25 protein-coding genes and 1 pseudogene are annotated in these 25,981 nt (G+C 69.9%); 13 read left to right on the top strand and 13 right to left on the bottom strand.

Features of this window, described 5'->3' with window-relative positions; translation table 11 throughout:
• Positions 1-65: 65 nt before the first annotated feature.
• Both ACO2Q0_RS06315 and putA read right to left on the bottom strand, forming a co-directional pair.
• Positions 66-1,847 carry an SLC13 family permease gene (locus ACO2Q0_RS06315; RefSeq protein WP_423350654.1) on the bottom strand — a complete coding sequence of 594 codons (1,782 nt, stop codon included), beginning with the start codon at positions 1,845-1,847 and terminating at the stop codon, positions 66-68.
• A 51-nt stretch (positions 1,848-1,898) separates the two neighbouring features.
• Positions 1,899-4,991: a bifunctional proline dehydrogenase/L-glutamate gamma-semialdehyde dehydrogenase PutA gene (gene putA, locus ACO2Q0_RS06310; RefSeq protein ID WP_423350653.1), complete on the bottom strand. Its 3,093-nt coding sequence runs from the start codon at positions 4,989-4,991 to the stop codon at positions 1,899-1,901.
• Between the two features lie 103 nt (positions 4,992-5,094).
• Here putA and ACO2Q0_RS06305 point away from each other — a divergent pair, with 103 nt between their 5' ends.
• Complete coding sequence (locus tag ACO2Q0_RS06305; protein ID WP_423350652.1) at positions 5,095-5,565, top strand: winged helix-turn-helix transcriptional regulator; 471 nt, start codon at positions 5,095-5,097, stop codon at positions 5,563-5,565.
• A 244-nt stretch (positions 5,566-5,809) separates the two neighbouring features.
• Here the strand turns inward: ACO2Q0_RS06305 and ACO2Q0_RS06300 are convergent, their stop codons facing one another.
• Positions 5,810-6,334 carry a hypothetical protein gene (locus ACO2Q0_RS06300; RefSeq protein WP_423350651.1) on the bottom strand — a complete coding sequence of 175 codons (525 nt, stop codon included), beginning with the start codon at positions 6,332-6,334 and terminating at the stop codon, positions 5,810-5,812.
• Positions 6,335-6,403: 69 nt separating this feature from the next.
• On the bottom strand, positions 6,404-7,060 hold the full coding sequence (locus tag ACO2Q0_RS06295) for a glutathione S-transferase family protein (protein ID WP_423350650.1): 657 nt from the start codon (positions 7,058-7,060) through the stop codon (positions 6,404-6,406).
• Between the two features lie 114 nt (positions 7,061-7,174).
• Between ACO2Q0_RS06295 and ACO2Q0_RS06290 the strand changes: the two genes are divergently transcribed.
• Positions 7,175-8,227 carry a ribonucleotide-diphosphate reductase subunit beta gene (locus ACO2Q0_RS06290; protein WP_423350649.1) on the top strand — a complete coding sequence of 351 codons (1,053 nt, stop codon included), beginning with the start codon at positions 7,175-7,177 and terminating at the stop codon, positions 8,225-8,227.
• 52 nt (positions 8,228-8,279) lie between these two features.
• Here ACO2Q0_RS06290 and ACO2Q0_RS06285 read toward each other — a convergent pair whose 3' ends face one another.
• A complete protein-coding gene (locus ACO2Q0_RS06285) occupies positions 8,280-8,669 on the bottom strand; it encodes a hypothetical protein (protein WP_423350648.1) in 390 nt (129 codons plus the stop codon).
• A gap of 402 nt (positions 8,670-9,071) precedes the next feature.
• Between ACO2Q0_RS06285 and ACO2Q0_RS06280 the strand changes: the two genes are divergently transcribed.
• The gene (locus ACO2Q0_RS06280) at positions 9,072-9,284 is read left to right on the top strand and encodes a DUF2945 domain-containing protein (RefSeq protein WP_423350647.1); all 213 of its coding nucleotides are present in this window, start codon (positions 9,072-9,074) and stop codon (positions 9,282-9,284) included.
• 52 nt (positions 9,285-9,336) lie between these two features.
• On the opposite strand, the pseudogene ACO2Q0_RS06275 reads toward ACO2Q0_RS06280, so the two are convergent.
• Positions 9,337-9,450: pseudogene (locus ACO2Q0_RS06275) on the bottom strand (hypothetical protein); the annotation flags it as partial.
• A 114-nt stretch (positions 9,451-9,564) separates the two neighbouring features.
• Here ACO2Q0_RS06275 and minC point away from each other — a divergent pair.
• Genes minC through minE form a run of 3 tightly spaced genes read left to right on the top strand, consistent with a single transcriptional unit; the run spans position 9,565 to position 11,373 of the window.
• Complete coding sequence (gene minC, locus ACO2Q0_RS06270) at positions 9,565-10,281, top strand: septum site-determining protein MinC (protein WP_423350646.1); 717 nt, start codon at positions 9,565-9,567, stop codon at positions 10,279-10,281.
• 13 nt (positions 10,282-10,294) lie between these two features.
• Positions 10,295-11,116 (top strand): septum site-determining protein MinD, encoded by an 822-nt coding sequence (gene minD / locus ACO2Q0_RS06265; protein WP_423350645.1) that lies wholly within the window; start codon positions 10,295-10,297, stop codon positions 11,114-11,116.
• Positions 11,113-11,373 (top strand): cell division topological specificity factor MinE, encoded by a 261-nt coding sequence (gene minE / locus ACO2Q0_RS06260; RefSeq protein ID WP_423350644.1) that lies wholly within the window; start codon positions 11,113-11,115, stop codon positions 11,371-11,373. The genes minD and minE overlap by 4 nt, the downstream gene beginning before the upstream one ends.
• Positions 11,374-11,533: 160 nt before the next feature.
• Here the strand turns inward: minE and htpX are convergent, their stop codons facing one another.
• The 3 genes from htpX to ACO2Q0_RS06245 form a co-directional block, all read right to left on the bottom strand.
• Entirely contained in the window at positions 11,534-12,478 is a 945-nt protein-coding gene (htpX, locus tag ACO2Q0_RS06255) for a zinc metalloprotease HtpX (RefSeq protein WP_423350643.1), read from the bottom strand.
• Between the two features lie 71 nt (positions 12,479-12,549).
• Entirely contained in the window at positions 12,550-13,944 is a 1,395-nt protein-coding gene (locus tag ACO2Q0_RS06250; RefSeq protein WP_423350642.1) for a putative bifunctional diguanylate cyclase/phosphodiesterase, read from the bottom strand.
• A gap of 125 nt (positions 13,945-14,069) precedes the next feature.
• On the bottom strand, positions 14,070-15,320 hold the full coding sequence (locus tag ACO2Q0_RS06245; protein ID WP_423350641.1) for a dicarboxylate/amino acid:cation symporter: 1,251 nt from the start codon (positions 15,318-15,320) through the stop codon (positions 14,070-14,072).
• Between the two features lie 102 nt (positions 15,321-15,422).
• Between ACO2Q0_RS06245 and ACO2Q0_RS06240 the strand changes: the two genes are divergently transcribed.
• The gene (locus ACO2Q0_RS06240) at positions 15,423-16,877 is read left to right on the top strand and encodes an AMP nucleosidase (RefSeq protein ID WP_423350640.1); all 1,455 of its coding nucleotides are present in this window, start codon (positions 15,423-15,425) and stop codon (positions 16,875-16,877) included.
• 10 nt (positions 16,878-16,887) lie between these two features.
• Positions 16,888-17,661: a tyrosine-protein phosphatase gene (locus ACO2Q0_RS06235; RefSeq protein ID WP_423350639.1), complete on the top strand. Its 774-nt coding sequence runs from the start codon at positions 16,888-16,890 to the stop codon at positions 17,659-17,661.
• 78 nt (positions 17,662-17,739) lie between these two features.
• Here the strand turns inward: ACO2Q0_RS06235 and ACO2Q0_RS06230 are convergent, their stop codons facing one another.
• The 3 genes from ACO2Q0_RS06230 to ACO2Q0_RS06220 form a co-directional block, all read right to left on the bottom strand.
• The gene (locus tag ACO2Q0_RS06230; protein WP_423350638.1) at positions 17,740-18,495 is read right to left on the bottom strand and encodes a sulfite exporter TauE/SafE family protein; all 756 of its coding nucleotides are present in this window, start codon (positions 18,493-18,495) and stop codon (positions 17,740-17,742) included.
• Positions 18,496-18,658: 163 nt separating this feature from the next.
• Positions 18,659-19,105, bottom strand: a complete 447-nt coding sequence (locus tag ACO2Q0_RS06225; RefSeq protein WP_423350637.1) for a carboxymuconolactone decarboxylase family protein — start codon at positions 19,103-19,105, stop codon at positions 18,659-18,661.
• Between the two features lie 67 nt (positions 19,106-19,172).
• A complete protein-coding gene (locus ACO2Q0_RS06220; RefSeq protein ID WP_423350636.1) occupies positions 19,173-20,129 on the bottom strand; it encodes a prolyl oligopeptidase family serine peptidase in 957 nt (318 codons plus the stop codon).
• 276 nt (positions 20,130-20,405) lie between these two features.
• On the opposite strand from ACO2Q0_RS06220, the gene ACO2Q0_RS06215 reads away from it, so the two are divergent.
• The 5 genes from ACO2Q0_RS06215 to ACO2Q0_RS06195 all read left to right on the top strand — a co-directional run bounded on the left by ACO2Q0_RS06215 (position 20,406) and on the right by ACO2Q0_RS06195 (position 25,116).
• Positions 20,406-21,869, top strand: coding sequence for an MFS transporter (locus ACO2Q0_RS06215; RefSeq protein ID WP_423350635.1), 1,464 nt, complete (start codon positions 20,406-20,408; stop codon positions 21,867-21,869).
• A 220-nt stretch (positions 21,870-22,089) separates the two neighbouring features.
• Entirely contained in the window at positions 22,090-22,257 is a 168-nt protein-coding gene (locus ACO2Q0_RS06210) for a Flp family type IVb pilin (RefSeq protein WP_423350634.1), read from the top strand.
• Positions 22,258-22,360: 103 nt separating this feature from the next.
• The gene (locus ACO2Q0_RS06205) at positions 22,361-22,870 is read left to right on the top strand and encodes an A24 family peptidase (protein ID WP_423350633.1); all 510 of its coding nucleotides are present in this window, start codon (positions 22,361-22,363) and stop codon (positions 22,868-22,870) included.
• A 36-nt stretch (positions 22,871-22,906) separates the two neighbouring features.
• Positions 22,907-24,286 carry a leucyl aminopeptidase family protein gene (locus ACO2Q0_RS06200; RefSeq protein WP_423350632.1) on the top strand — a complete coding sequence of 460 codons (1,380 nt, stop codon included), beginning with the start codon at positions 22,907-22,909 and terminating at the stop codon, positions 24,284-24,286.
• Positions 24,283-25,116 (top strand): NlpC/P60 family protein, encoded by an 834-nt coding sequence (locus ACO2Q0_RS06195; protein ID WP_423350631.1) that lies wholly within the window; start codon positions 24,283-24,285, stop codon positions 25,114-25,116. The genes ACO2Q0_RS06200 and ACO2Q0_RS06195 overlap by 4 nt, the downstream gene beginning before the upstream one ends.
• A 62-nt stretch (positions 25,117-25,178) precedes the next feature.
• Here the strand turns inward: ACO2Q0_RS06195 and ACO2Q0_RS06190 are convergent, their stop codons facing one another.
• Positions 25,179-25,937, bottom strand: coding sequence for a c-type cytochrome (locus ACO2Q0_RS06190; protein WP_423350630.1), 759 nt, complete (start codon positions 25,935-25,937; stop codon positions 25,179-25,181).
• Positions 25,938-25,981: the final 44 nt, after the last annotated feature.

Below are 25,981 nucleotides of genomic sequence, written 5' to 3'. Positions count from 1 at the left end.
CCTCCCTCGGCAGATCAATCGGTTGCATGGCGCCGTCCACAGCCCGCTCACGAACCTGTGAACGGTTATCCCTGCAGCGGCCACACCGCCGCGATCAGCGGCGTCCCCACGAACAGCACCAGGGCCGTCAGCGGCGCGCCGAGGCGGGGATAGTCCCCGAACTTGTAGCCGCCAGGCGCCATGACCAGGGTGTTGCACTGGTGGCCGATGGGGGTGAGGAAATCGCAGGCTGCGCCCAGCGCCACCGCCATCAGGAACGGGTCCGGGTTCAGGCCCAAAAGCTTGGCCAGGGCGGCCCCGATCGGGGCGACGATCAGCACGGTGGCGGCATTGTTGAGGAACGGCGTGGCGGCCATGGCGACGGCCATCACCGCGCCTAGCGCCAGGATCGGCGGTCGCCCGGCGAAGATGTGCGCCAGCGTCGAGGCCACCAGGTCCGCCCCGCCCGTCGCCCGGATCGCGTCCGACACCGGAATCAGGGCCGCGATCAGGACCAGGACTGGTCCATCCAGAGCGCTGTACGCCTCCCGCATGCGGATCGCGCCGGACAGCACCATCGCCACCGCGGCGGCGAAGAAGGCGACCGCCACCGGCACCACCTGCACCGCCACCAGGATCATCGCCGCGCCGAGGATCAGGGTCGGCAGGATCTGCTTGCGGATGCCGCCCAGCCGCAGCTCGCGCTCCGCCAGCGGCAGCACCCCGAGGGCCTTCAAGGCGCCGGGCAGCGTCCGCTCGCCGCCTTGCAGGACGATGATGTCGCCGGCCCGTAGGCGCACGCCCTTCAGCTCGTTGCTGGTGCGGTAGCCCGAGCGGCTGACCGCCAGCAGGTTGACGTTCTGCTGGCCGTAGAGGTCCTCCTGCTTCGCCGAGCGGCCGACGAGCAACGAGTCGGGGCTGATCACCGCCTCGACGATCCGCACCTCCTCCGTGGGCTCCTCCATCGACACCGGCCGATCGGCCCGGGTCAGCTTAAGCCGCGCGCGGCTGATGAAGTCGTCCAGCTCGCGGTGCTCGCCCTCGAGCAGCAGGATGTCGCCCGAGCGGACGCGCAGATTGCCCGCGGGCGAGGGCCGGCGCTTGCCGTCCCTGATGAGGGCTACGATGGTCACGTCGCCGCTCGCGAGGCGATGCAGACTGGCGACGGTCCGCTTCTCGAGCGTCCAGTCCTCGGGAACGATCACCTCGGTGAAATAGGGCGCGGTCTCGATGGCCGCGTCGAGCGTCTCCGCCGCGACCCGGGCCCTCGGCAGCAAGCGGTAGCCGAACGCCAGGAACACCAGCCCAAGCGCCGTCACCCCGAGGCCCACCGGCGCGTAGTCGTACATGCCGAAGGGCTGGCCCAGGATCTGCTCGCGCACCTCGGAGACGAGGATGTTCGGCGAGGTGCCGACCAGGGTCACGGTGCCGCCGATCAGCGAGCCGAACGCCATCGGCATCAGCAGGCAGGAGGGCGCGGTGCCGGTGCGGCGGGCGACCTGCAGGGCGATCGGCATCATCAAGGCCAGCGCGCCGACGTTCTTGGTCACCATCGACAGCAGGGCGACCACGGCCGTGAACAGCGGCACCTGGGTCCGGGCGCTGGTCAGGTAGGGCAGCAGGGGCCGCAGGACCGTCTCGACGACGCCGGACCGCGCGAAGGCGGCGCTGACCACGAGGGCGCAGGCGATGATCACCGTCACGTCGTTGGCGAAGCCGGCGAACGCCTTGTCCGTCGGCACGACCCCGATGGCCAGGCCCGCCAGCAGCGCGGTCACGGCGATCACGTCGTATCGCCACCGCCCCCAGATGAAGGCGGCGATGGTCACGCCCACCAGCCCGAAGGCCAGGGCCTGCTGCAGTGTCATTCGGCATCCCTCGTACCGGCCGAAGCCGGCTCTCGGGATCTTAAACGCGCGTCAGGCGTCGAGGTTGAGCAGGGCCGGATCGCCACCTTGGGCGGTGATGTTCACGCTGACGGCGCGCTCGACTGCGTAGCGCAGCAGGGCGTGCGGGCCGCCGGCCTTGGGACCGGTGCCGGAAAGCCCCTCGCCGCCGAACGGCTGGACGCCCACGACCGCCCCGATCATCGAACGGTTGACGTAGGCGTTGCCGGCCGGGACCGCCTGCTGGACCTCCTCGGCGAAGGCCTCGATGCGGCTGTGGACGCCGAGCGTCAGGCCGTAGCGGGCCTGAACCAGCGGCGCCGCCGCCTCGGCGAGCCTGGCCGGGTCGTAGCGGACGACGTGCAGGATGGGGCCGAACACCTCCTTCTGCAGCCAGCCGGCCTCGCCGATCTCGGCGAGGGTGGGCGCGAAGAAGTGCCCGCCCTGCGGCACGTCGAGGCGGTGGATCACCTTGCCCTCGGCCTCGAGCTTGCGGACGTGCGCCTCCAGCGCCTCGTGGGCCTCGGCGTCGATGACCGGGCCGACGTCGGTGCGCGGATCGGCGGGGTCGCCCACCACGAGGGTCTGCATGGCGCCCTTCAGACCCTCGATCAGGGCGTCGGCGGTCTCGCGGGGCGCGAACAGCATGCGGAGCGCCGAGCAGCGTTGCCCGGCCGAGCCGAAGCCCGAGAGCAGGACGTCGTCGATGACCTGTTCGCGCAGCGCCGTGGTGTCGACGAACATGGCGTTCAGGCCGCCGGTCTCCGCGATGAAGGGCACGATGGGGCCTTGGCGGGCGGCCAGGGTCCGGTTGATCGCCCAGGCGGTGTCGGTGCCGCCGGTGAAGGCGACGCCGTCGCAGGCGGGATGCGCCGTCAAGGCCGCGCCGACCGTCGCCCCGTCGCCGGGAACGAGGTGCAGCAGATCGACCGGCACGCCGGCCAGGTGGAACAGCTTCACGGCCTCCGTGGCGATGATCGGCGTCTGTTCGGCCGGCTTGGCCAGCACGCCGTTGCCGGCGGCGAGGGCGGCGGCGACCTGGCCGGTGAAGATGGCCAGCGGGAAGTTCCAGGGGCTGATGCAGACGAAGACGCCGCGACCGTGCAGGCTGAGCTGGTTGGTCTCGCCCACGGGGCCGCGCATGGTCTCGGCCGAGGCGAACTGCCGCTCGGCGAGATAGGCGTAGTAGCGGCAGAAGTCGGCAGCCTCGCGGACCTCGGCGATGGCGTCGGCGAGGGTCTTGCCGGCTTCGCGGACGCAGATGGCGATCAGCCGGTCGCGACGGGCCTCAAGCGCGTCGCCCATGGCGCGGAGCACCGTGGCGCGGCCCTCGCCGCCGAGGGCGTCCCAAGGCCTCTGCGCCAGGCGAGCCGCGGCGAAGGCCTCGTCGATGAGCTCGGGCGAGGCCTGGACCGCACGGCCGATCCGCTGGGCGAGACGCGCCGGAGAGACGCGATCCTCCTTCGCCCCGTCGCGGACCTTGCCGCGGACGATGGGTGCGCCCACCAGGTCTTCGGCGTCGAGGGCGACGACCGCGGCGGCGAGCTGCTCACGGACCGCGGCGATCGAGAGGTCCAGGCCCTCGGAGTTGCGGCGCGCAGGGCCGTAGAGGTCGCGCGGCAGGGGGATCTTCGGATGCGGCGCGCCGCCGGCGGCCTCGACGGCGGCGATCGGATCGCCGACCACCTTCGACACCGGCGTCTTCTCGTCGAGCAGGGCGTGGACGAAGGAGGTGTTGGCGCCGTTCTCCAGCAGGCGTCGGACGAGGTAGGGCAGCAGGTCCTCGTGGCTCCCGACCGGGGCATAGACCCGCAGCGGGAAGTCGCCGTAGCGGTCCTTGGCGGCGCCGTAGAGGGCCTCGCCCATGCCGTGCAGGCGCTGGCATTCGAAGGGCGCCTGGGCCTGGCGGGCCATCTGGCGGACGGCGGCCAGGGTGTGGGCGTTGTGGGTGGCGAACTGCGGATAGAGCGCGGGGGCGGCGGCGATCAGGGCGCGGGCGCAGACGAGGTAGGACAGGTCGGTCGCGGCCTTGGTGGTGAACACCGGATAGCCGGGCAGGCCGCCGACCTGGGCGCGCTTGATCTCGCTGTCCCAGTAGGCGCCCTTCACCAGCCGCACCATCAGGCGTCGTCCCGAGCTGCGGGCGATGCCGGCGACGGCCTCGATCACCTGGGGGCCGCGCTTCTGATAGGCCTGGACGGCGAGGCCGAGACCGGTCCAGGCGCCCAGCGACGGCTCACGGGCGAGGCGGTCCAGCAGCTTCAGGGAGATGACGAGGCGGTCGGCCTCCTCGGCGTCGAGGGTGAAGTTGATGTCGGCCTTGGCGGCCATCTCGGCCAGGCGCAGGGTCCGCGGGTAAAGGTCGGCGAAGACGCGCTCTTCCTGGCGCGCCTCGTAGCGCGGCGACAGGGCCGAGAGCTTCACCGAGATGCCGTGGCCGGCTTCGGGCCCCTGTCCCTTGGCGGACTTGCCGACGGTCTCGATGGCGCGGGCGTAGGCCGCCTCGTAGCGGTCGGCGTCGGCGTCGGTGCGGGCGCCCTCGCCCAGCATGTCGAACGAGCAGACGAAGCCGTCCTGCGCGGCGCGCTTGATGGCCTTGTCGATCGTCGAGCCCAGGACGAACTGCTCGCCCATGATCTTCACGGCGGCGCCGACGGCCCGGCGGATGACGGGCTCGCCCAGGCGGCCGGCCAGCTTCTTGATGAAGCCGGAGAGGTCGTTCTTCGCCTCCTCGTCCGGATCGATCAGCTTGCCGGTGAGCATCAGGCTCCAGGTGGAGGCGTTCACGAGAACCGAATCCGACTTGCCGGCGTGGCTGGCCCAGTCGGCGGAGGCGATCTTCTCGGCGATCAGACGGTCGCGGGTTTCCTCGTCCGGCGTCCGCAGCAGGGCCTCGGCCAGGCACATCAGCGCGAGGCCCTCGCGCGTCGAGAGGCTGAACTCCTGCAGGAAGCTCTCGACGACGCCCTGCCGGCGGGCCGACTTGCGGGCGGCGCGCACCAGGGTCTCGGCTTCCTGGCGGATCGCATCGCGATCGTCCGCGGACAGGGGGCGGACGGCGAGATGGGCGGCGAGGACCGCACGTTCGTCGGCGAACTTCAGCGAATCCAGATGATCGAACGGCATGTGAGCCCTTCCGCGGAGATGATCTCCGGAGTAACCCAGGGTGGACAGCAGGTGCTGCGGATCGCGAGCCGAGCCGCCGCACATCCTGCGGCTGGGAGGCATGATGGCGAATAACCTGCGGCTGGACGACACCGATCGCCGGCTTTTGCGCGCCCTGCAGTCGGACGGGCGGATCAGCAACGCCGACCTGGCGGAGCGGTGCAACCTGTCGCCGTCGGCCTGCTCGGAGCGGGTTCGGCGGCTGCGGGAGGGCGGCTTCATCACAGGGTTCACCGCTTTGCTTGATCCGGAGAAGGTGGAGCGCGGCGTGCTGATCTTCGTGGAGGTGGTGCTGGACCGCACCACGCCCGAGGTGTTCGAGACCTTCGCCGCCGCAGCCCGCCGCTCCCCCGACGTGCTGGAGTGCCACATGGTGGCGGGCGGGTTCGACTATCTGATCAAGTCGCGGGTGAAGGACCTGGCGGCCTGGCGCGTGTTCCTGGAAGAGGTGCTGGTGCGGATCCCCGGGGTGCGGGAGACCCGGACCTATGCGGTGCTGGAAGAGGTGAAGTCGACGACCCAGCTGCCGGTTTAGGTTTGCCGGTGGCTGCACGGTGAACGTGGATGGGGCGCCGGCGCTGCTTCTCTTTGGAACCACGAACGAACACGAACCCACACGAACGGGTCGGCGCATGCGGTGCGAGCCCGGAAGCGCATGCGCTTCGGGAGGAAGGCGCGCCCGAGGCGCGCGATAGGGCTGAAACTCTGAGGGACGACGACCAACCGCGCTGTTCGTGTTGGTTCGTGTTGGTTCGTGGCTAGATCCTGCGGCGGCGGGATCAGGCGGAGCTCTGGAAGCCCTCGCGAGCCTCGGCCGCTTCCGCCTCGGGATATGAGGGCGGCGGCTCGGCCCTGAGGTCGAGCTTTGCGATGAGGCGGTCGGCCTGTTGTTCGACGGTGAGGTCGAGGAAGCGTTCGTCGAGGCTTTCGAAGTCGAGGACGCGGTCGTACTCAGCCAGCAGGCCCTCGTCCTCCCAGTCGGCTTCGCGCCAGGTGAGGGTCTCGACACGGTGGCGGACCGCGTCCCAGCGATCCTGGCTGCGCTCCCTGTGGGCGGCCTCGGCGCGGCGGGTCTCCTCACGGTCGAGGCTGCGGATGTCCTTCCGCAGCTTCACGCGCAGCGCATAGGTGAGGCGGATCGAGCGGGCGCAGCGGTCGAGGGGCTCGGCCAGAGCCTGAAGCTCGGCGGCATCGTCCGAAGCTTCGATGCGGCCTTGGATCTTCTGGATCAGCGCGAACTGGACGTCGGCCACGGCCGCGAGGCGGGCGTCGATCTCCTCCAGCATGTCGGCGTCGCTGATCACGAACAAAAAGAGAACACGGAAGCTGGCGAAAGTCAAAAACTTTCGTCGATCGCGCACCCGCTGGGGGCGTCAGCCTTCCCAGCCGTCGAAGAAGGGCATGCGCTCAGGCCAGAAGGCGGCGAGCCCCGGCAGGGCGTCGACGGCCTTCACGACAGGGGTCAGGCCGGGCGCGGCCTCGTAGAAGGCCTTGCGGCGCGGACCCCAGCGGGAGACGACGGTCAGGTAGAGGTCGAGGACCGAGACCTCGTCGCCCAGCATGAAGCGGCCTTCCGGCGTCACCTGGGCGTCCATCATCCGCCAGCAGTCGAGGATGCGCTGCTTCGTACGCTCCAGCAGGATCGGCTCGTGGGCGGGGTCGGCGGCGAGGCGGCTGGCGTCATCCCGGATCCAGTAGAGCGAATAGATCTGGGCCGAGACGTAGGTCATCCAGCGGAGGAAACGGGGCCGAAGCGGCGAGTCCACGGCCGGGGCCAGCCGCGCCGCCGGGTGCGAGTCGGCGAGGTGGATCAGGATGGCGGCGCTCTCGGTCATCAGCTCGCCGGACGGCAGGACGAGCGCCGGCACCTGCCGCTGGGGATTGACCTTGGCCATCTCCTCGGCGGCGGCGGGGTCTTCCCAGACGCGGCGCTCGATCACCCGGTAGGGTTCGGCAAGCAGCGTCAGCGCAGCCTCGACGGGCACCGAGCCCGAGCCCAGGCCGCCATAAACGAGATAATCCCCAGCCATTCGAGAACCTCGTGGAAAACTCTAGATGCGGCGTCTCACCCACTTTACGCCCACAAGATGTTGGGTCACCCTTCAATCCGACACCAGGGGCAGGCAGCAGGGACGCTGAGTCGAATGAGCGGGATTATCACTCCGAACGGCAAGGCCCTGCCGGGTCTGATGACGCCTTCCTACGCCTACAAGCCCTTCCGCTATCCCTGGGCCTTCGAGTTCTGGCGCCGCCAGCAGCAGGTCCACTGGATGCCGGAAGAGGTGCCGCTGGGCGAGGACCTGAAGGACTGGGCGGTCAAGCTGAACGACCGCGAGCGCAACCTGCTGACCCAGATCTTCCGGTTCTTCACCCAATCGGACGTCGAGGTGAACGACAACTACATGGAGCGCTACAGCCGCGTCTTCAAACCCACCGAGGTGAAGATGATGCTGGCGGCGTTCTCGAACATCGAGACCGTCCACATCGCCGCCTACGCGCTGCTGCTCGAGACGATCGGCATGCCCGATTCCGAGTTCACGGCCTTCCTCGACTACCAGGCCATGCGCGACAAGCACGACTACATGCAGCAGTTCGGCGTCGACACCGAGGCCGACATCTGCCGGACGCTGGCGATGTTCGGGGGCTTCACCGAAGGCCTGCAGCTGTTCGCCAGCTTCGCCATGCTGATGAACTTCCCGCGCCACAACAAGATGAAGGGCATGGGGCAGATCGTGAGCTGGTCGGTGCGGGACGAGAGCCTGCACTGCGAAGGCATCATCAAGCTGTACCACGCCTTCAACAAGGAAACGGGCGCGGTCACCAAGGCCGTGGCCGACGACATCGTCGACTGCTGCAAGACCGTGGTGGGCCTGGAAGACAAGTTCATCGACCTGGCCTTCGAGGCCGGCGAGGTCCAGGGCATGACGCCCGACGACATCAAGCAGTACATCCGCTTCATCGCCGACTGGCGCCTGCGTCAGCTCCACCTGCCGGAAGTGTACGGCATCAAGGAGAACCCGCTGCCGTGGCTGCAGTCGATGCTCTCGGGCGTCGAACACGCGAACTTCTTCGAGGCCCGGGCGACCGAGTACTCGAAGGCCGCCACCCGGGGCCAGTGGCACGGCGAAGAAGGCGTCTGGGCCGAGTTCGAGAAGATGCAGGCCAAGCGCGCGGCGGAGGGAATGCCGGCGGAGTGACCGCGTAGCGTGTCATCCCGGACGGCGCGTCAGCGGCGATCCGGGAACCAGACTAGGCAGGAAGCTTCTGTCGCCGATCCAAGAAGCGGCCAAGCAGGACCGTCAGCACAACGTTGCACGCGGCGACGCCGGCGACGGGCAGGCCGAGCAGCCACGAAAGGACGGCGATTCGTTCGCTAGTCCAACCGTAAGCGCCGCCGTACTGGGCATCGAGACCGGTAGAGAACCGGACATCGGCCTGCCAAAGGATGAAGGCGCTGCAGAAGGCCAGTGCCATGGCCGCCCATGTGCGACGCTTCGCCAAGCCGTAGAACGCTGCAGGCATGGCAAGCACCAGCGCTGAAGCCACGATCAGTTCCGCCCTTTCACCAGCATCCTCGCCGACCCTGAAGCCGAAGAAGATCTGGTAGGTGAGCGCGCCTCCGAGGAGGCCGGCCGCCAATCCGGTTCGAAGCCAGCCGCTCCAAGAGCCTACCACCTTAGACGCCCCACGTCGTTCTCTGGCCTCGATGCGAGCCTGCGGATCCGGGTGTGTCAAGGACCGGCCGACAGGCCGCCGCGGCCGGCGGGCGCTGCGCAGGCGTCCTTGAGACGCCCGGCCCCGAGGTGACTGGCTGCCGTGGAATCGAAGGCCGTTTCCCTTCTCCCCTTGCGGGAGAAGGTGGCCTGCGGAGCAGGTCGGATGAGGGGTTGCTAGGCGGCTGAGCTGCCGGTCGCCTCCGCCGGCTCACAGAAACCCCTCATCCGTCACCCTTCGGGCGACACCTTCTCCCGCAAGGGGAGAAGGCGGTGAGCGGAACCTGGCGCCGCCTCCGCAGCTTCCCGGCGCGAGGAGAAAGCCGCGATGACGGAGAAGACGTTCAAGGCGGGCGACGCCGTGAGGTGGGACCACAGCCAGGGAACCACCAAGGGCAAGGTGGTGCGCAAGCAGACCACGCCGACCAAGATCAAGGGCCACAAGGTGGCCGCGTCGAAGGACAATCCCGAGTACATCGTAAAGTCCGACAAGACCGGCGCGATCGCCGCGCACAAGCCGTCCGAGCTGCGGAAGGCGTAGCGTGCCTCCCCCTTCCTCCCCGGGCGTCATCCCGGAAGCCGCGCAGCGGCTATCCGGGACCCAGTGGCCGGCGCACTGCAGAACCCTCTGGGTCCCGGCTCTCCGCTTCGCTGCGGCCGGGATGACAAGGAAAGGGTTGAGGGGAAGGTGCTTCAATCTTGAACAAGCGGAGCCGTACCCCCTGTAAACATCTTGGGCGGGGATGGTCACGAATGGGCCGCGTTACGGCCTTGGACGCTGCCGACTGCTGAGCGCTTCCCGACGGGCGGAGGCGCTTCCCATGGCCATGCTGAGCGAGACCGCGCCCGTCGCCGCGCCCTTCCGTATCCGCGGGCGCAACTTCATGGCCCTGGTGCTGGCGCCGGATCTTCCCGCCACGGCGTGGTTCGCGGGCCTGGACGCCCAGATGCGCGACGCCGCCGGCGTGTTCGCCGACCGGCCCGTGGTGGCGGATCTGTCGGCGGCTGTGGCGGCGGGCGGGCCGGACGTCGCGCCGATCCTTCTGGAGGGTCTGGAGGCCCGCGACCTGCGGCTGGTGGGCGTGGACGGCGTGCCGGCCCGGGCGCTGGAAGGCACGCGCTGGGCCAAGCTGCCGCGCATCCAGGGACGCGATCTTCCCCGGGAGGCCGAGGCGCGGGTCGCGCCGCCGCCGCCCGCCTCCCTGCTGATCGAGGGGCCGGTGCGCTCGGGCCAGTCGGTGGTGTTCGAGGACGGCGACGTGACCATCGTGGGCGCCGTGGGCTCCGGCGCCGAGGTGATCGCCGGCGGCTCCATCCACATCTACGGGCCGCTGCGCGGGCGGGCGATCGCCGGCCTGAAGACGGGACCGCAGGCGCGCGTCTTCTGCCGCCGGCTGGAGGCCGAGATGGTCGGCGTCGACCACCTCTACCGCACGCCCAATCATCAGGATGGCTCGCACTGGGGACCGGACCTGCACGGCCGGCCCGTGGAGGTGCGCTGCGACCGCGGCGCCATCCGGATTTCCGTCATCGAGTAGGAGGAGAAGGCCGATGTCCAAGGTTCTGGTGGTGACGTCCGGCAAGGGCGGGGTGGGCAAGACCACCTCGTCGGCCTCGCTGGGCGCGGCCCTGGCGCAGGCCGGCAAGCGGGTGGCGGTGGTCGACTTCGACGTGGGCCTGCGCAACCTCGACCTCGTGATGGGGGCCGAGCGGCGGGTGGTGTTCGACCTGGTGAACGTGGTGCAGGGCGACGCCAAGCTCACCCAGGCGCTGATCCGCGACAAGCGGCTGGAGGGGCTGTGGCTGCTGCCGGCCTCGCAGACGCGGGACAAGGACGCGCTGACCGAGGCGGGCGTCGGCCGCGTCATCGAGGAACTGCGCGGGACCTTCGACTGGATCATCTGCGACAGCCCGGCGGGGATCGAGAAGGGCGCGCAGCTCGCCATGCGGTTCGCCGACGCCGCCGTGGTGGTGACCAATCCCGAGGTCTCGTCGGTGCGCGACTCAGACCGGATCATCGGCATGCTGGACGCGCGGACGCGCAAGGCCGAGGCCGGCGAGCCGATCGAGAAGCACCTGCTGCTCACCCGCTACGACCCGGCGCGGGCGGCGCGGGGCGAGATGATGAAGGTGGAGGACGTGCTGGAGATCCTGGCCATCCCGCTGCTGGGCGTGGTGGCCGAGAGCCCCGACGTGCTGACGGCCTCGAACGTCGGCTGTCCGGTGACGCTGAACAATCCGGCCTCGCCGGCGGCCCGGGCCTATGCCGACGCGGCCAGGCGGCTGATGGGCGAGAGCGTGACCCTCAGGATGCACGAGCCCGAGAAGAAGGGCCTGATGAGCCGGCTGTTCGGCCGGAGGGCGGCGGCGTGAGCTTCCTGAACTTCTTCACCCGCGGGCGCGGCTCGGCGCCGGTGGCCCGCGACCGGCTGCAGGTCCTGCTGGCCCACGAGCGGATCTCGGGCGGCGGCACGGACCTGGCTGCCGTGCTGCACAAGGAGATCCTGGCGGTGATCGCCCGGCACATCCCCATCGACCAGGACAAGGTCGTGGTGAAGCTGGATCGCGGGGATCAGGTCTCGACGCTGGAGATCGACATCGAGATGCCGGACGAGGCCCTGACGCGCTAGGCAGCCGCCTCCCGTGTCATCCCGGTTTCGCCGGGAGGCGAAGACCGGGACCCATTGGCGTCGATGCTCGGAGTGTTCGCGCTGGCGTGTCGCCGTCCACCCTTTGGCGCTTATGGGTCCCGGTCTTTGGCTGCGCCAAAACCGGGATGACAACGGAAGGTTAGTTCCAGGGGCTCTTCCGGGCGGCGGTGAGCGGGACGGCCGTGCCGCTGCGCCGCGCCGGCTGGACCGTCGCCTCGGCGGCGACGCCGGTGAGCTGCATCAGCGCGGCCACCCGGTTGTGGGTCGCCGGGTGGGTGGAGAACAGGCTGTCGCCGCCCTTCGTCCCCGCCAGCGGGTTGATGATGAACATGTGGGCGGTGGCCGGATTGCGCTCGGCGTCGGGGTTGAAGTAGCCGCCCTTGGCGTAGGCCTCGATCTTCTGCAGGGCCGAGGCCAGGGCCTGGGGATCGCCCGAGATCTCGGCGCCGTGGCGGTCGGCCTCGTATTCGCGCCCGCGGCTGATGGCGAACTGGACGAGGGCGGCGGCCATGGGCGCCACCAGGGCCACGACGATCATCGGGATGATCCCGGTGGGTCGGCCTTCCTCGTCGCGGCCGCCGAAGAAGAAGGCGAAGTTGGCGAGCGCCGAGACTGCGCCGGCGATCGTCGCCGTGATGGTCATGGTCAGCGTGTCGCGGTTCTTTACGTGGGCCAGCTCGTGGGCCATGACGCCGCGGATCTCGCGGCGGTCCAGCATCCGCAGCAGGCCGCGCGTGGCGGCGACCGCGGCATGCGCCGGGTCGCGCCCCGTGGCGAAGGCGTTCGGCTGGTCCTGGTCGATGACGTAGATCTTCGGGCGCGGCAGGCCGGCGCGGTTGGCGAGCTCGAGCGTGTCCTCGACATAGTTCCGGATGAGCGGCTCGGGATGGTCGCGGTCGACCTCGACCGCCCGGTACATCTTCAGGACGATCTTGTCGGCGTTCCAGTAGCTGATCAGGTTCATGCCTGCGGCGAAGACGAAGGCGATCGCCATGCCGGTCGGGCCGCCGATCAGATAGCCGACGCCGACGAACAGCGCCGTCAGAGCGGCCAGCAGCATGAAGGTGCGAAGATGGTTGCGCATGGTCCCTATGGATCTGTGCAGTCCGGAACGTCCCCACTGCCGATATGGGGATTCGCTGACGCGGTTTTAAGTCAGCGGGCGGCGCGGCGGGCGGCGCGGGCCGGCTCGGCCTGGGCGGCGGCCTCGCGGAGCTGGGCGTCCATGGCGTCGCCGCACATCGGGCGGGCGAAGAAGTAGCCCTGCATCCGGTCGCAGCCGGTGGAGCGGAGGAAGAGCGCCTGGGCCTCGTCCTCCACGCCCTCGGCGACGATGGAGACGCCGAGGGCCCGGGCGGCGTGCAGCATGGAGGCCACCAGCTTGGAGACCCGCGCGTCGCGGCCCACGTCGGCGATCAGCGAGCGGTCCAGCTTCACGGTCTGGATCGGCAGGTGCATGAGCGCGCGCAGGTTGGAGTAGCCGGTGCCGAAGTCGTCCAGGGCCACGCGGACGCCGCGGGCGGCGAGGCGCTCGATATGGCGGCGCGCCAGTCCCAGGTCCTGCAGCAGGAAGGTCTCGGTGATCTCGACCGTCAGCGCGGTGGCCGGCAGGTCGGTGCGGTCGAGGCGGCCGATCAGCTTGCGCGAGAAGCCGGGATCGAGCAGGTCGCGGGGGCTGACGTTGCACGAGACGAGCTCGATCAGGCCCTCGGCGACCCAGGCGGCGGCGCGGCGGCAGGCGGCGTCGAACACCGCCTCGTCGATGGCGCGGATCAGGCCCAGCTCCTCGGCCATCGGCACGAAGGCGGCGGGGGCCAGCAGGCCCTGGTCGGGATGGTTCCAGCGGGCCAGGACCTCGACGCCGACCACGGCGCCCGTGCCGCTGTCGATCACCGGCTGGAACCAGGGCTCGATCTCGCCGGCGGGGATGGCGCGGCGAAGCTCTTCCTCCAGGGTGCGGCGGCGCTCGCTCTCGGCGCGCAGCTCGGCGTCGAAGATGGAGAAGCGGCGACCGCCCTTGGTCTTGACCCGATAGAGCGCCATGTCCGCGAAACGCTGCAGGTCGGAGGCGTCGGCGGCGTCGTGCGGATAGACAGCCACGCCCACCGAGGCCCCGGGCGAGACCTGGCGGCCGTAGATGACCTGCGGCTGCGAGACGAGGTTGACGAGCCGCTGGGCGCGGCGGGCCACGTCGGCGACGTCGGAGATGATGGCGAACTCGTCGCCGCCGAGGCGAGCGGCGATCTCGGTCTCGGAACAGTCGCCGCGCAGGCGCTGGCCGAGCTCGGCCAGCAGGAGGTCGCCGGCGTGGTGGCCCAGCGTGTCGTTCAGGTGCTTGAAGCGGTCGAGGTCGACGACGAACAGGGCGACCGCGCCGCCGCCGGCGCGCGCCGCCTCCAGCCGATCGCACAGGGCCGCCGTGAAGGCGCCGCGGTTGACGAGGCCGGTCAGGGAATCGGTCTGCGCCAGGCGCAGGGTGAGCGCCCGTTCGGCCTCCAGCGCCGCGACGCGCTGGACGAGTTCCGCATGTGTGTTTCGCGTGTCGGACACGACCGGCGTTCTGCCTCACCTCGACGGGAGGCGGACATTGTGGCGAACGAGGCGAACGGGACGTTAAGCGTCGAGGTTAACGGCGGGTTCGCCGCGGGCCGGGCGACCCGCGGCGAGCCTGCGCCTCAGGCCCGGGCGGGCTCGGGCGCCGGCTCCTCGATCTGGTTCTCCCACTTGGCGACCACGGCGCTGGCGACGGAGTTGCCGACCACGTTGGTGGCCGAGCGGCCCATGTCGAGGAGGTGGTCGACGGCCAGGATCAGGGCGATGCCGGCCTCGGGCAGGTCGAAGAAGGTGAGGGTGGCGGCGATCACGACCAGCGAGGCGCGCGGCACGCCGGCCATGCCCTTGGACGTCACCATCAGGAGCGCCAGCATGGTGATCTGCTGACCGATGGTGAGGTCGATGCCGTAGACCTGCGCGATGAAGAGCGTCGCGAAGGTGCAGTACATCATCGAGCCGTCGAGGTTGAACGAGTAGCCCAGCGGCAGGACGAAGGAGGCCACCTTGCGGCTGACGCCCCACTTCTGCAGCTCCTCGAGCGTGCGCGGGTAGGCGGCTTCGGACGAGGCGGTGGAGAAGGCGAGCAGGGTGGGCGCGCGGATCTGGCCGATCAGCTTCAGGACCCGGGGGCCGACGATGATCACGCCCGCCAGGATCAGCAGGCCCCAGAGGATGCCCAGCGACAGGTAGAAGCCGCCGACGAACTTGGCGTAGGTGAAGATCACCTCGATCCCGCGCGTGGCGATGGAGGCGGCCAGCGCCGCGAAGATGGCGAAGGGCGCCGTCTTCATCACATAGCCCGTGACCTTCAGCATGATCTGGGCGACCTGCTCGACGAGGGCCAGGACCTGGGGCGCGCGGTCGTCGACCGCCGAGACGGCGACGCCGACGAAGACCGAGAAGACGACGATCTGCAGGATCTCGTTGCGGGCCATGGCGTCGAAGATCGACGACGGCACGAGGTGGGTGACGAACTCGCGCAGCGTGAACTTCGACATGTCGACGGCTGTGGAGGCCACGGCGGCGTCGGCGGTCGAGAGGTTCATGCCCACGCCCGGCCGCAGGATGTGGACCATGACCAGGCCCAGCAGCAGCGAGCAGATCGAGGCGACGATGAACCAGCCGATGGTCTTGACCCCGACCCGGCCCACTTCCGAGGCGTCGCCCATGTGGGCGATGCCGACCACCAGCGTCGAGAACACCAGGGGCGCGATGATCATCTTGATCAGGCGCAGGAAGACGTCGGTGATGATCGTGAGGTTGCCGGCGACGGCGGCGGCGCTCTCGGCGGGCAGGTAGGCGTTCAGCGCCCAGCCGACGACCACGCCGAGCACCATGGACCCGACGATGAAATAGGTGAAAAGGCGGTTCATTCAGACCCCGACGGAATTTCGAGGCGTCTTTGTCGCGAAGAACCGCGGCGCAGTCCAGCGGCGGGGAATGGCAAGCGTCACACGAGGTCGCTATAAGTGGCCATGATGAAGAAAACCGATGCAGCCGGCATCGTCGATCGGCTGGAAAACGAATACCGCACGAGCGTCACGGCGCTGCGGACCTCCCTGAAATCCTTCCTGGCCGGCGGACCGCCCCCGGATCCCGTCGCACGGCGGGCCGGCGCCTACGTCTATCCCGAGCTGCGGCTGCACTGGCCGGCGGGACGACCCTATCCGCGGATCGGCCGGGCCTTCGCCCGGATCGGCATTCCCGGCCGCTATGCGGTGACGGTGACGCGGCCCGACCTGTTCCGGTCCTACCTGACCGAGCAGCTCACCCTGCTGCAGGAGGACTTCGACGTCGAGCTGGAGGTGGGCCGCTCCAACCAGGAGATCCCGTTCCCCTATGTGCTGGACGGCGCCCACGACCTGGCGCTGGCCGACATCGGCGCGGCCGAGATCGCCCGCCACTTCCCCTCGACCGAGCTCGCCCACATCGGCGACGAGGTGGCCGACGGCGCCTGGCTGCAGCCGGACGACCAGCCCCGGCCGCTCGCCCTGTTCGACGGCCTGCGCACCGACTTCTCGCTGGCGAGGCTCGCCCACTACACCGGCACGCCCGCCGAGCACGTGCAGCAGTATGTGCTGTTCACGAACTACCACCGCTATGTCGACGAGTTCGTCCGCTGGGCCGCCGCGCAGCTGAAGGCCAAGGACAGCCCGTACACGGCCCTGTCCGCGCCGGGCCGCATCACGGTGACGGCCGACACGGTCGATCCCGAAGGGACGGTGGCGGCCGGGCCGTGGCGGCGGCACCAGATGCCAGCCTACCACCTGATGGCCGAGGGCGGCGCGGGCGTGACCCTGGTGAACATCGGCGTCGGCCCCTCCAACGCCAAGACGATCTGCGACCACCTGGCGGTGATGAGGCCGCAGGCCTGGCTGATGATCGGCCACTGCGGCGGCCTGCGCGGCAGCCAGACCATCGGCGACTACGTCCTGGCCCACGCCTATCTGCGCGACGACCACGTGCTGGACCGCGTGCTGCCGCCAGAGATCCCGATCCCGCCGATCGCCGAAGTGCAGGTGGCCTTCAACCGGGCGGCCGAGATCGTCACCGGCGAAAGCGGCGAACTGCTCAAGCGGCGCCTGCGCACCGGCACGGTGGTGACCACCGACGACCGGAACTGGGAGCTGCGCTATTCGACCAGCGCGCTGCGCTTCAACCAGAGCCGGGCGGTGGCCATCGACATGGAGAGCGCCACCATCGCCGCCCAGGGCTACCGCTTCCGCGTGCCCTACGGGACCCTGCTCTGCGTCTCGGACAAGCCGCTGCACGGCGAGATCAAGATGCCGGGCCAGGCCAACGCCTTCTACGAGCGGGCCATCGGCCAGCACCTGCAGATCGGCCTCGCCACCGTCGACCTGCTTCGCCAGGAAGGCGCGCGCCTGCATTCGCGCAAACTCCGCAGCTTCGACGAACCGCCTTTCCGATGAGCCCCGGCCGATGACGCGACACCTGCCCTTCGAGGGGATCGAGAACTTCCGCGACTTCGGCGACTACGCCGCGGGCCAGCGGCGGCTGAAGAAGGGCCTGCTCTACCGCTCGGCCAACCACGCCCAGGCCACCGACGCCGACCTGCAGCGGCTGGCCGACCTGGGCCTTGCGGTGATCGTCGACCTTCGCCGCTCCAACGAACGCGAAACCAGCCCCAGCCGCCGATGGCAGGGGTTCGCGGCCGAGGTCATCGACAACGACATCGGCCAGGAACACGCCGACGAGTGGCACGAGTTCATCGCCCGCTCGGACCTGACCGCCGCCTCGTTCCGCGACTACATGCTGAGCTACTACGACGGCGCGCCGCACGCGGCCCGGCATATCGACCTCTATTCCCGATACTTCCGGGCGCTGGCGCAGACGGAGGGCGCGGTGCTGGTCCACTGCGCGGCGGGCAAGGACCGGACGGGCATCCTGTGCGCGCTCACCCACCACGTCGCGGGCGTCCATGACGACGACATCGTCGACGACTATCTGCTGACCAACGATCCGGCGCGGATCGAGCGCCGGCTGCCGATCATGCGCCAGCACTTCACCGAGCTCGGCGGCCGCGTGCCGTCGGACGAGGCGCTGTACGTGGCGATGCGCGTCGAGGCCGAATACCTGGAGCGGGCCTTCGCGGTCATGCGAGATCGGCACGGCTCGATCGACGGCTACCTGGACGAGGCGCTGGGGCTGACCCCCGCGCTGCGCGAGAAGATCCACGACCGCCTGCTGGCCTGATCCTCCGGGCAGGGGCCGGCCGCCGCGGCGGCCAGCGAGCCGACCTCTTAGAGGTCCGCTAGGGGTGGTTAGAAGCCCTCAGCCTGTGAAGTAGGCTCTGCCGAAAAAAGCGACCGTTATCGCGGCTGTTGCAATCAAGGTCGCCCATCGGATGACAGCGGCGGGAAGACGCCGTCCAAGGTGGGCGCCGCCATAGCCGCCGATGATCGCACCGGTACCAAGCGCGGCAGCCGCCCCCCAATCGACGGCCCCAGCCACGGCGAAGCAGATGATCGCCACTGTATTGGCGGCGGTGACGAGTAACGTCTTCACGGGGTTCAGCGACTTCACGTCGGCTTCGTCGAGTAGGCTCCAGGCGGACATCATCATCAGGCCGACCGCCCCGCCGAAGTAGCCGCCGTAGACGCCGAGCATGAACTGCAACGAGAGAATGAGCGTGGCGCTCGCCTGAAAGCGCCGTTGCACCAGCGTCCGCAGTCTCGGCCCAAAGAAGAGGGTGGCGGTCGCGCTTAAGAGTAACCAGGGCAGCACTCGGTCGAAGATGGTCGATGGGGTCCAGAGCAGCAGCAGCGCACCCATAAGCCCGCCGACGAGGGTGACAGCTAAGGTAGGCCGCAGCGGCACGCCGCACACGCGGGTCAGCCCACCGCGATACACCCACGCCGACACGGCTCCGGCTGGATAGAGGGCCACCGAGCTGGACGTATTCGCCGCCACCGACGGCACGCCAGCGGCAATGAGAGCGGGCAACGTCACGAACGAACCACCCCCGGCAAGCGCGTTCATCGCGCCGCCGACGAAGCCCGCCAGCGCCAGAAGCACGAGTTCGGTCATTCCGCCGTTGTACGGGCCGGTTCTACGTCCGCAAAGGGTCGGAAGCAGACACGAGCCGAGCGCCGGGAAGCGGAAGTTCGTGGTCGCCGTTCGGGAAGCAGACGCTCCGAATGTCAGCTAAGGGTGGCAAGCGGCCCTTCCGACCCGTGGAAGGCCTCCAGTTCTAGACCGTCGCCGCGACCGGCAAGCGGAACGGCGCGCCCAGCCGGTTGAACGCATTCATCGCTGCGATGGCGATCGTCAGGTCGACCAGATCCTTCGGCTCGAACGCCGCCGAGGCTGCGGCATAGGCTTCGTCCGATGCATGGGTCTCGCTGACGCGGGTCACTTCCTCGGCCCAGGCCAGCGCAGCGCGTTCGATGGCGGAGAAGAGGTGCGGGACCTCATCCCAGACCGGGACGAGGGTGATCTTCTCGACCGACATCGTCTTTCGCAGATCGCGACTATGCAGGTCGACGCAGTGGGCGCAGCCGTTTATCTGTGACACGCGAAGGAACACCAGGTGGATCAGTTCTGCCGGGAGGTTGGTTCGGGTGACCACGTAATGATGGACGCCGTAGAGCGCCTTCGCCCCGTCAGGGGCCACCTCTGACCAGTTCAAGCGCGCCATTGGATCTCCTCTCAATGATGATGGTGAGGAGACGCGCGGTTCGCGCCCGCTGTGACATGGGAGCCGCCTATTTCTTCAGGTGGCGTTCGAACCAGGCGACCATCGCGGTCATGGCCTCGGTGGCGTAGGCGTCGGTCCTGGCCGGGTCGCCCTTGACGTAGAAGTCGTGGTCGGCGCCGGCGAACATCTTCAGCGCGTTCTCGACGCCGGCCTTGTCGAGGGCCGCGTGCATCATTTCGGACTGGGCGGGCGGCACGCCGCGGTCGGCGTCGCCGTGCAGGAGCAGCGTCGGCGGATCGCGGGGATCGACGGCGTGGATGGGCGAGATCGACGGAAGCAGCTTGTCGTCGAACGCGATGGGGCCCGCCTTGGGGCGGCCCTGCAGCAGGACGGCCAGGTCTGTGGGCGGGAAGTAGGCGACGACGGCGGCGACGCGATTGCCGGATCGCTCCAGGGGATTGGCGGCGGCCGGGTCTCCGTCATCGGCCATCAGGCCCGCCACAAGCGCCAGGTGACCGCCGGCGCTCGCGCCCCACACGCCGATCCGGGCGGGATCGGCGCCGTAGTCGCGGGCGTGCAGTTTGATGTGGCGCATGCCCAGCCGGACGTCCGTCACCGCGTCGGGCGCCTGGAAGCGCGGCGCCGAGGAATGGTAGAGCGCGACGACGGTGAAGCCCTTGTCGATCAGGGCCTGATAGCGGGCCTGGCGCTCCTCCGGCGGCGCCCATGACGAGCGCCAGCCGGCGGAGACCATGTTCACCACCAGGGCGCCGTTGGCCTTCTTCACCGGCCTGAAGACGTCGTAGGTCAGGGCCATGCCGTCGCGGTGGCCGTAGATGACGTCGCGGACGTAGGTCGCGGTCTTCAGTTCCGCAGGAGTCGGCGGCCGCAGCGCATTGCGGGGATAGCCGCTGAGCGGCGGGCCGGGGTCGGCGGGCGGCTGGGCGGCCGGCTGGGCCGCAGCGACGCCTGCAGCCGTGAACGCCCAGGCGATGGCGAGCGCCGCGCTGCGGAACCTAGCCATGAACATCCCCCCTTGCCGTGTTTGCTGGAGCCTAGCGAGGGGAAAGGCTCGGCGCCAAGCCGACACGGCCGCGCCCGCCACGGTCTCCGCAAACCGTAGCGGGCGCTTCAGGGACAGACCTCAAGAGAAGCCGTATCGCGACTCTGCGCTCGGGGGCGGCGCGCGCCCAATCACCTGCGCGTGAATCACGGAGTGATGATTGCGGCCTCGCGCCAGCCGTCTAACGTGGCGGACAAGCGCCGCCGATCAGACGCGGCCGAAGGAGAGGGGACGTTCATGCTCGATCCGGAAGCGGTGGATGCGCGCGGGCCCGCGGCGGTGGTCGATCCGCCGGTGACCGCGACCATCGGCGGAGACGGACGGCTGAACCGCGGCGGCGTCTCGTGGGCGGTGTTCCAGGGCGGGCGCGACCCGTTCATCATCCTGGTCACGATCTACATCTTCATGCCCTACGTGGCCGGGACGCTGGTCGGCGATCCGGTGCAGGGCCAGGCGGTGATCTCGCGCTGGGACCAGTACATCGGCTGGACCGTGATGCTGACCGCGCCCTTCCTGGGCGCCTCGATCGACAAGCTGGGGCCGCGGAAGGGATGGCTGGCCCTGACTGTCGCGCTGATGGTCCCGGCGATCGCGGCCATGTGGTTCGCCAGGCCCGGCGGCTGGATGTCGCTGACCACGGTGCTGGCCCTGGGCGCCTTCGCCCGCGTGCTCTTCATCTACACCGAGGTGCTGCACAATTCGCTGCTGGTGCGGGCGGCCGGCATGGGCGGCGCCCACAAGGCCTCGGGCCTGGCGCTGTCGCTCGGCAACCTGTTCTCGGTGGGAGCGCTGGCGTTCACCGCCTGGGCCTTCGCCCTGCCCGGCAAGGTGGACTGGGGCTTCGTGCCCGCCCAGCCGCTGTTCGGCCTGGACCCCGCGACCCACGAGCCCGAACGTGTCGTGGCGCTGATGGCGGCGGGCCTGCTGGCGCTGGGGACCATTCCCCTGCTGCTGTTCACGCCGGATGCGCCGCGCACGGGCATACCGGCGCTGCGGGCCTTCCGCGAGGGTGCGGCCGAGCTCGGCCGGATGATCCGCACGGTGGGCCAGCAGCGCGACGCGGCGGTCTATCTGGGCGCGCGGATGTTCTTCGTCGACGGCATGAACGCCATCCTGATCTACGCCGGCGTGCTGGCGGTGGGCGTGATGAAGTGGGGCGCGCTGGAGATGCTGGCCTATGGCGTCCTGCTCAGCATCTTCGCGGTGCTGGGCGGCTACGTCGCCCGCTGGCTGGACGGAGCCCTGGGGCCGAAGCGGGCGCTGCAGATCGAGATCGCCTTCTCGATGGCCGCGCTGCTGGCCATCCTGGGCATGGCGCCCGACCGCATCGTGTTCTTCTGGGCCTATGACGCGGCGGCGCACGCGCCGCTGTGGTCCGGGCCGGTGTTCCGGACGCTGCCCGACTGGATCTACGTCGGCCTGGGCTTCGTCTCCGCGATCTTCATCACCGCGCAGTACGCCTCCAGCCGGACGATGCTGGTGCGGCTGACGCCGGCGGCGCAGAGCGGGGCGTTTTTCGGCGTCTTCGCCCTCTCCGGGGTGGCGACGGCGTGGCTCGCCCCGACCCTGGTGAACCTCGGAACCGAGATCACCCGGACCCAGCAGGGCGGCCTCGCGACGATCCTGGCGCTGCTGGGCGTGGGCCTCGTCGGACTTTTCTTCGTGCGGGGCGGCGGGCGGCTGGAGGAGGCCGGCGCCTGAGATGGCGCTGAATCCGTTGAACAAATCGGCCGATTTCGCGGCTTTGGTTAATGCATATCAATGATGAATACAAGTAAACTATAGAATAATCATACAAGTACTGGCTGTGTTTACTGGCGATTAAGCGCAGTTTGCGATTGTGGTCATGCCAATTGGGGCGAGCAGGCGTCAGCTTGAAGCCCCCCAACGTCTGCTCGCTGAGACCTCAAGGAGAATGACCATGTCGAAGTTCGTTACCCGCTTCATGAAGGACGAGTCGGGCGCCACGGCCATCGAGTATGGCCTCATCGCCGCCCTGATCGCGGTGGTGCTCGTGGGCGCCCTGACCGCCATCGGCACCGGCCTGAACACCAAGTTCAAGGCGGTGGAAAAGGCGATCACCGGCTAAGCCGACCCGCCATACGCATCGACGAGACCCCCGGCGGTGACGCCGGGGGTCTTTTCTTTGCGGCCTTTCCCATTCGTTCACGGCTGGCGGCCATGATGGGGCCATGACCGCAAGCCTCGCCATGCTGCCGGCGCTCGCCCTCCCGGCCCTCGTGATCGTGGCCGCCGTGAAGGACGTCACCAGCTTCAGGATCCCGAACTGGATCTCGCTGGCCCTCGCCGCGGCCTTCGTCCCCGCCGCCCTGATCGCCGCGCTGCCGCCGGCGACGCTGGGCCTGCACCTGGGCGTGGGCGTCGCGGCGCTGATCGTCGGCATGGGCCTCTTCGCCCTGCGCTGGATCGGCGGCGGCGACGCCAAGCTGTTCGCGGCCGCCGCCCTGTGGCTCGGCTGGCCGGCGCTGACGACCTTCCTGCTGGCCACCGCCCTGGCCGGCGGGGCGCTGAGCCTCGCCATCCTGGGCATGCGCAACCCGGCGCTGCGTCCAATGGTGCTGATGGGCCCGCGCTGGGTGATGCGCCTGGCCGAGCCCGAGGAGGGCATCCCCTACGGCGTAGCGATCGCCGTGGGCGCGCTGGCGGCCTTCCCGCACTCGCCGTTCCTCGCGGTGCTGTAGGTTGCGGCGTCCGGTTCGATCGGCGAGAGGAAAAGCATGTCCGACGTGATCCTCGAAGCCTGGGACGGACCGGCCGCGCCGGTCCATGCGCTTACCGACGCCGGCGTGGAGGCGCTGCTGGCGGCCGATCCGGTCGTGGCGGCGCTCGCCAGGACGGCCGACTTCAAGGGCAAGGCGGGCCAGGTGCTGCTGGTCCCCGGCGCCGACGGGACGCTGTCGAAGGTGCTGTTCGGCCTGGGCCAGAAGCCTGAGGCGATGGACTTCCGCGCCCTGGCGGCCAAGCTGCCGGCCGGCGCCTACCGGATCGTCGAGGCGCCCGAGGGCCTGGAGATGGCGCGCGTGGCGCTGGCCTTCGCGCTCGGGAGCTACCGGTTCGACCGCTACAAGGGCCGCGACGGCGAACGGCCGAAGCTGGTCTGCCCCGGCGCCGACCTGGCCGAAGCCCGGGCCGTGGCGCACGCCTGCGCGCTCGCCCGCGACATGGTCAACACCCCGGCCAACGACATGGGCCCGCGGCAGATCGAGACCATCGCCCGCGAGATCGCCGAGCAGTACGGCGCCCGGATCACGGTGATCGAGGGCGAGGGGCTGCTGGAAGCCAACTATCCCGCCGTCCACGCGGTGGGGCGGGCGGCGCATCCCGACCGCGCGCCGCGGATGATCGAGCTGTCGTGGGGCGAGGCCGGCCGGCCGCTCGTGGCGATCGTCGGCAAGGGCGTGGTGTTCGACACCGGCGGCCTCGACATCAAGCCGTCGGCCGGCATGCGGCTGATGAAGAAGGACATGGGCGGGGCGGCCCACGCCCTGGCGCTGGGCCGGATGATCATGGCGGCCGGCCTGCCGGTGCGGGTGGCGGTGCTGTGCCCGGTGGTCGAGAACGCCATCTCGGGCGACGCGATGCGGCCGGGCGACGTCCTGGCCACGCGCAAGGGCCTGAGCGTCGAGGTGGGCAACACCGACGCCGAGGGCCGCCTGATCCTGGCCGATGCGCTGACCCGGGCCGGCGAGCTGGAGCCGGCGCTGACCATCGACCTGGCGACCCTGACCGGCGCGGCGCGCATCGCGCTCGGGCCGCAGGTGATCCCGTTCTACACCGACGACGACGAACTGGCCGCCCAGATGGCGGCGGCGTCCGAGAGCGAGGCCGACCCCATGTGGCGGATGCCGCTGTGGAAGGGCTACGTCGAGGCGCTGGACAGCGACATCGCCGACCTGAAGAACGATCCCGACGGCTGGGCCCAGGCGGGCTCGGTGACGGCGGCGCTGTTCCTGCAGAAATTCGCGCCGACGAGCGGTTCGTGGGCGCACCTCGACGTCTTCGCGTGGAATCCGAGGGGCAAGCCGGGCGCGCCGGCCGGCGCCGAGGCCCAGACGATCCGCGCGCTCTACCGCATGATCCGGGAGCGGTTCGCATGATGATGGATACGCGCACGACCCTGATGCGCGACGGGATCGCAGCCCGCGGCCTGGAGGGGCTGGTCGAGGCCGAGGTCTATCTGGACCCGACGCCGATGAGCTGCGTGGCCGCGGCCGCCGGCATCTTCCGCGCGCCCGATGCGGCGTCCGAGCAGATGGACCAGATCCTGTTCGGCGAGCGGTTCGAGGTGCTGGAGGAGGACGGCGGCTTCTGGCTGGGCCAGGCCCGCCGCGACGGCTACGTGGGCTATGTCGCCAAGGCGGCGCTGGGCAAGGTTGCGCCCGCGCCGACCCACCGGGTGGCGACGCTCCGGACCTATGCCTTCGAGGGGCCCAGCATCAAGTCGCGGGCGGTCAGCCTGCTGTCGCTCAACAGCCTCGTCGCCGTCGAGGCGCAGGACGGGCGGCTGGCCAAGATCGCCGGCGGCGGCTGGGTCACGGCCGACCACCTCGCGGCCGTCGGCGAGTTCGCCGAGGATCCGGCGGCGGTGGCGCTGCAGTTCGTGGGCGCGCCCTACCTGTGGGGCGGGCGCGAGAGCCTTGGCCTGGACTGCTCGGGCCTGGTGCAGCAGGCGCTGTTCGCCTGCGGCGTGGCGTGCCCGCGGGACACCGACCAGCAGCAGCAGCTGGGCCGCGAGATCGAGGCCGCCGAGTTCGGCCGCAACGACCTGGTGTTCTGGAAGGGCCACGTGGCCCTGGGCCTCGGCGAGGGACGGATCGTCCACGCCAACGCCACGCACATGATGACGGTCGTTGAGCCGCTGGCCGAGACCATCGCCCGGCCGGCCTATGGCGAGCCCACGGGCTACCGGCGGGTGCTCAGGGCCTAGGCCAAAACGAAGAAGCCCCCGCTTTCGCGAGGGCTTTTCGAAGATCGTCGATGCGGCGCGGCCTACTGGCGGCTGTTGCCCGAGGCCGTCGGAGACGCGGCGCTCGCGCCCTTCTGCTGGCTCACGGCGCCGGGCGCCGGAGCGCCGACGCCCTGGCCGGCCGGACCGCCGGAACCCGCGGCCGGGGTGGCCGTGGAGCCGGTGGCGGTGGGCTCGCCCGCGGCGGCGGCGCCCTCGGCCGGAGCCGCAGCGGCGTCGGCGGGAGCGGCGGCGGCGGCCGGATTCGGCGCCGGGACCGGCAGCGTGCCGCCCTGGCTGCGCAGATAGGCGATCAGGTTGATCCGGTCCTCGGCCTTCTTCAAGCCGACGAAGGTCATCTTGGTGCCGGCGATGTACTTCTGCGGGCCCTTCAGGAACTCGGAGAGGTGCTCGTCGTCCCAGACCGGCTGCTTGCCGCCGAATTCGGTCATGGCCGGCGAATAGGCGAAGCCGCCGTGGGTGCCGGGCTTGCGGCCGACGACGCCCCAGAGGTCGGGGCCGGTGCCGTTCGGGCCGCCCTGTTCGATCGAGTGGCAGGACTTGCACTTGGCGAAGGTGGCCTCGCCCGCGGCGACATCGGCGGTCGGCAGGACCGTGCCCCAGTCGATCGGCGCGTCGGCGGCGGCGCCGCCTTCGGTCGTCTCGGCGACCTCGACGAGGTAGCCCATCTTCTCGGGCGCGTGCGGCTCGAAGACGCCCTTGGAGAGCTCGCGAAGGCCCACGATGGCCAGACCGGTCGCCAGAACCGCACCGGCGACTTTGTTGAACGTCAGGTCGCTCATAGTCCCTAGATCACGCCTCTCTTCAGCCGGCGCGCGCGCCAGCG

This window comes from Phenylobacterium sp. VNQ135 (assembly GCF_049445735.1).
Taxonomy (GTDB): Bacteria; Pseudomonadota; Alphaproteobacteria; order Caulobacterales; family Caulobacteraceae; genus Phenylobacterium.
The sequence above is the reverse complement of the archived record's forward strand: the minus strand, read 5'-3'. Positions and strand labels throughout refer to the sequence as shown.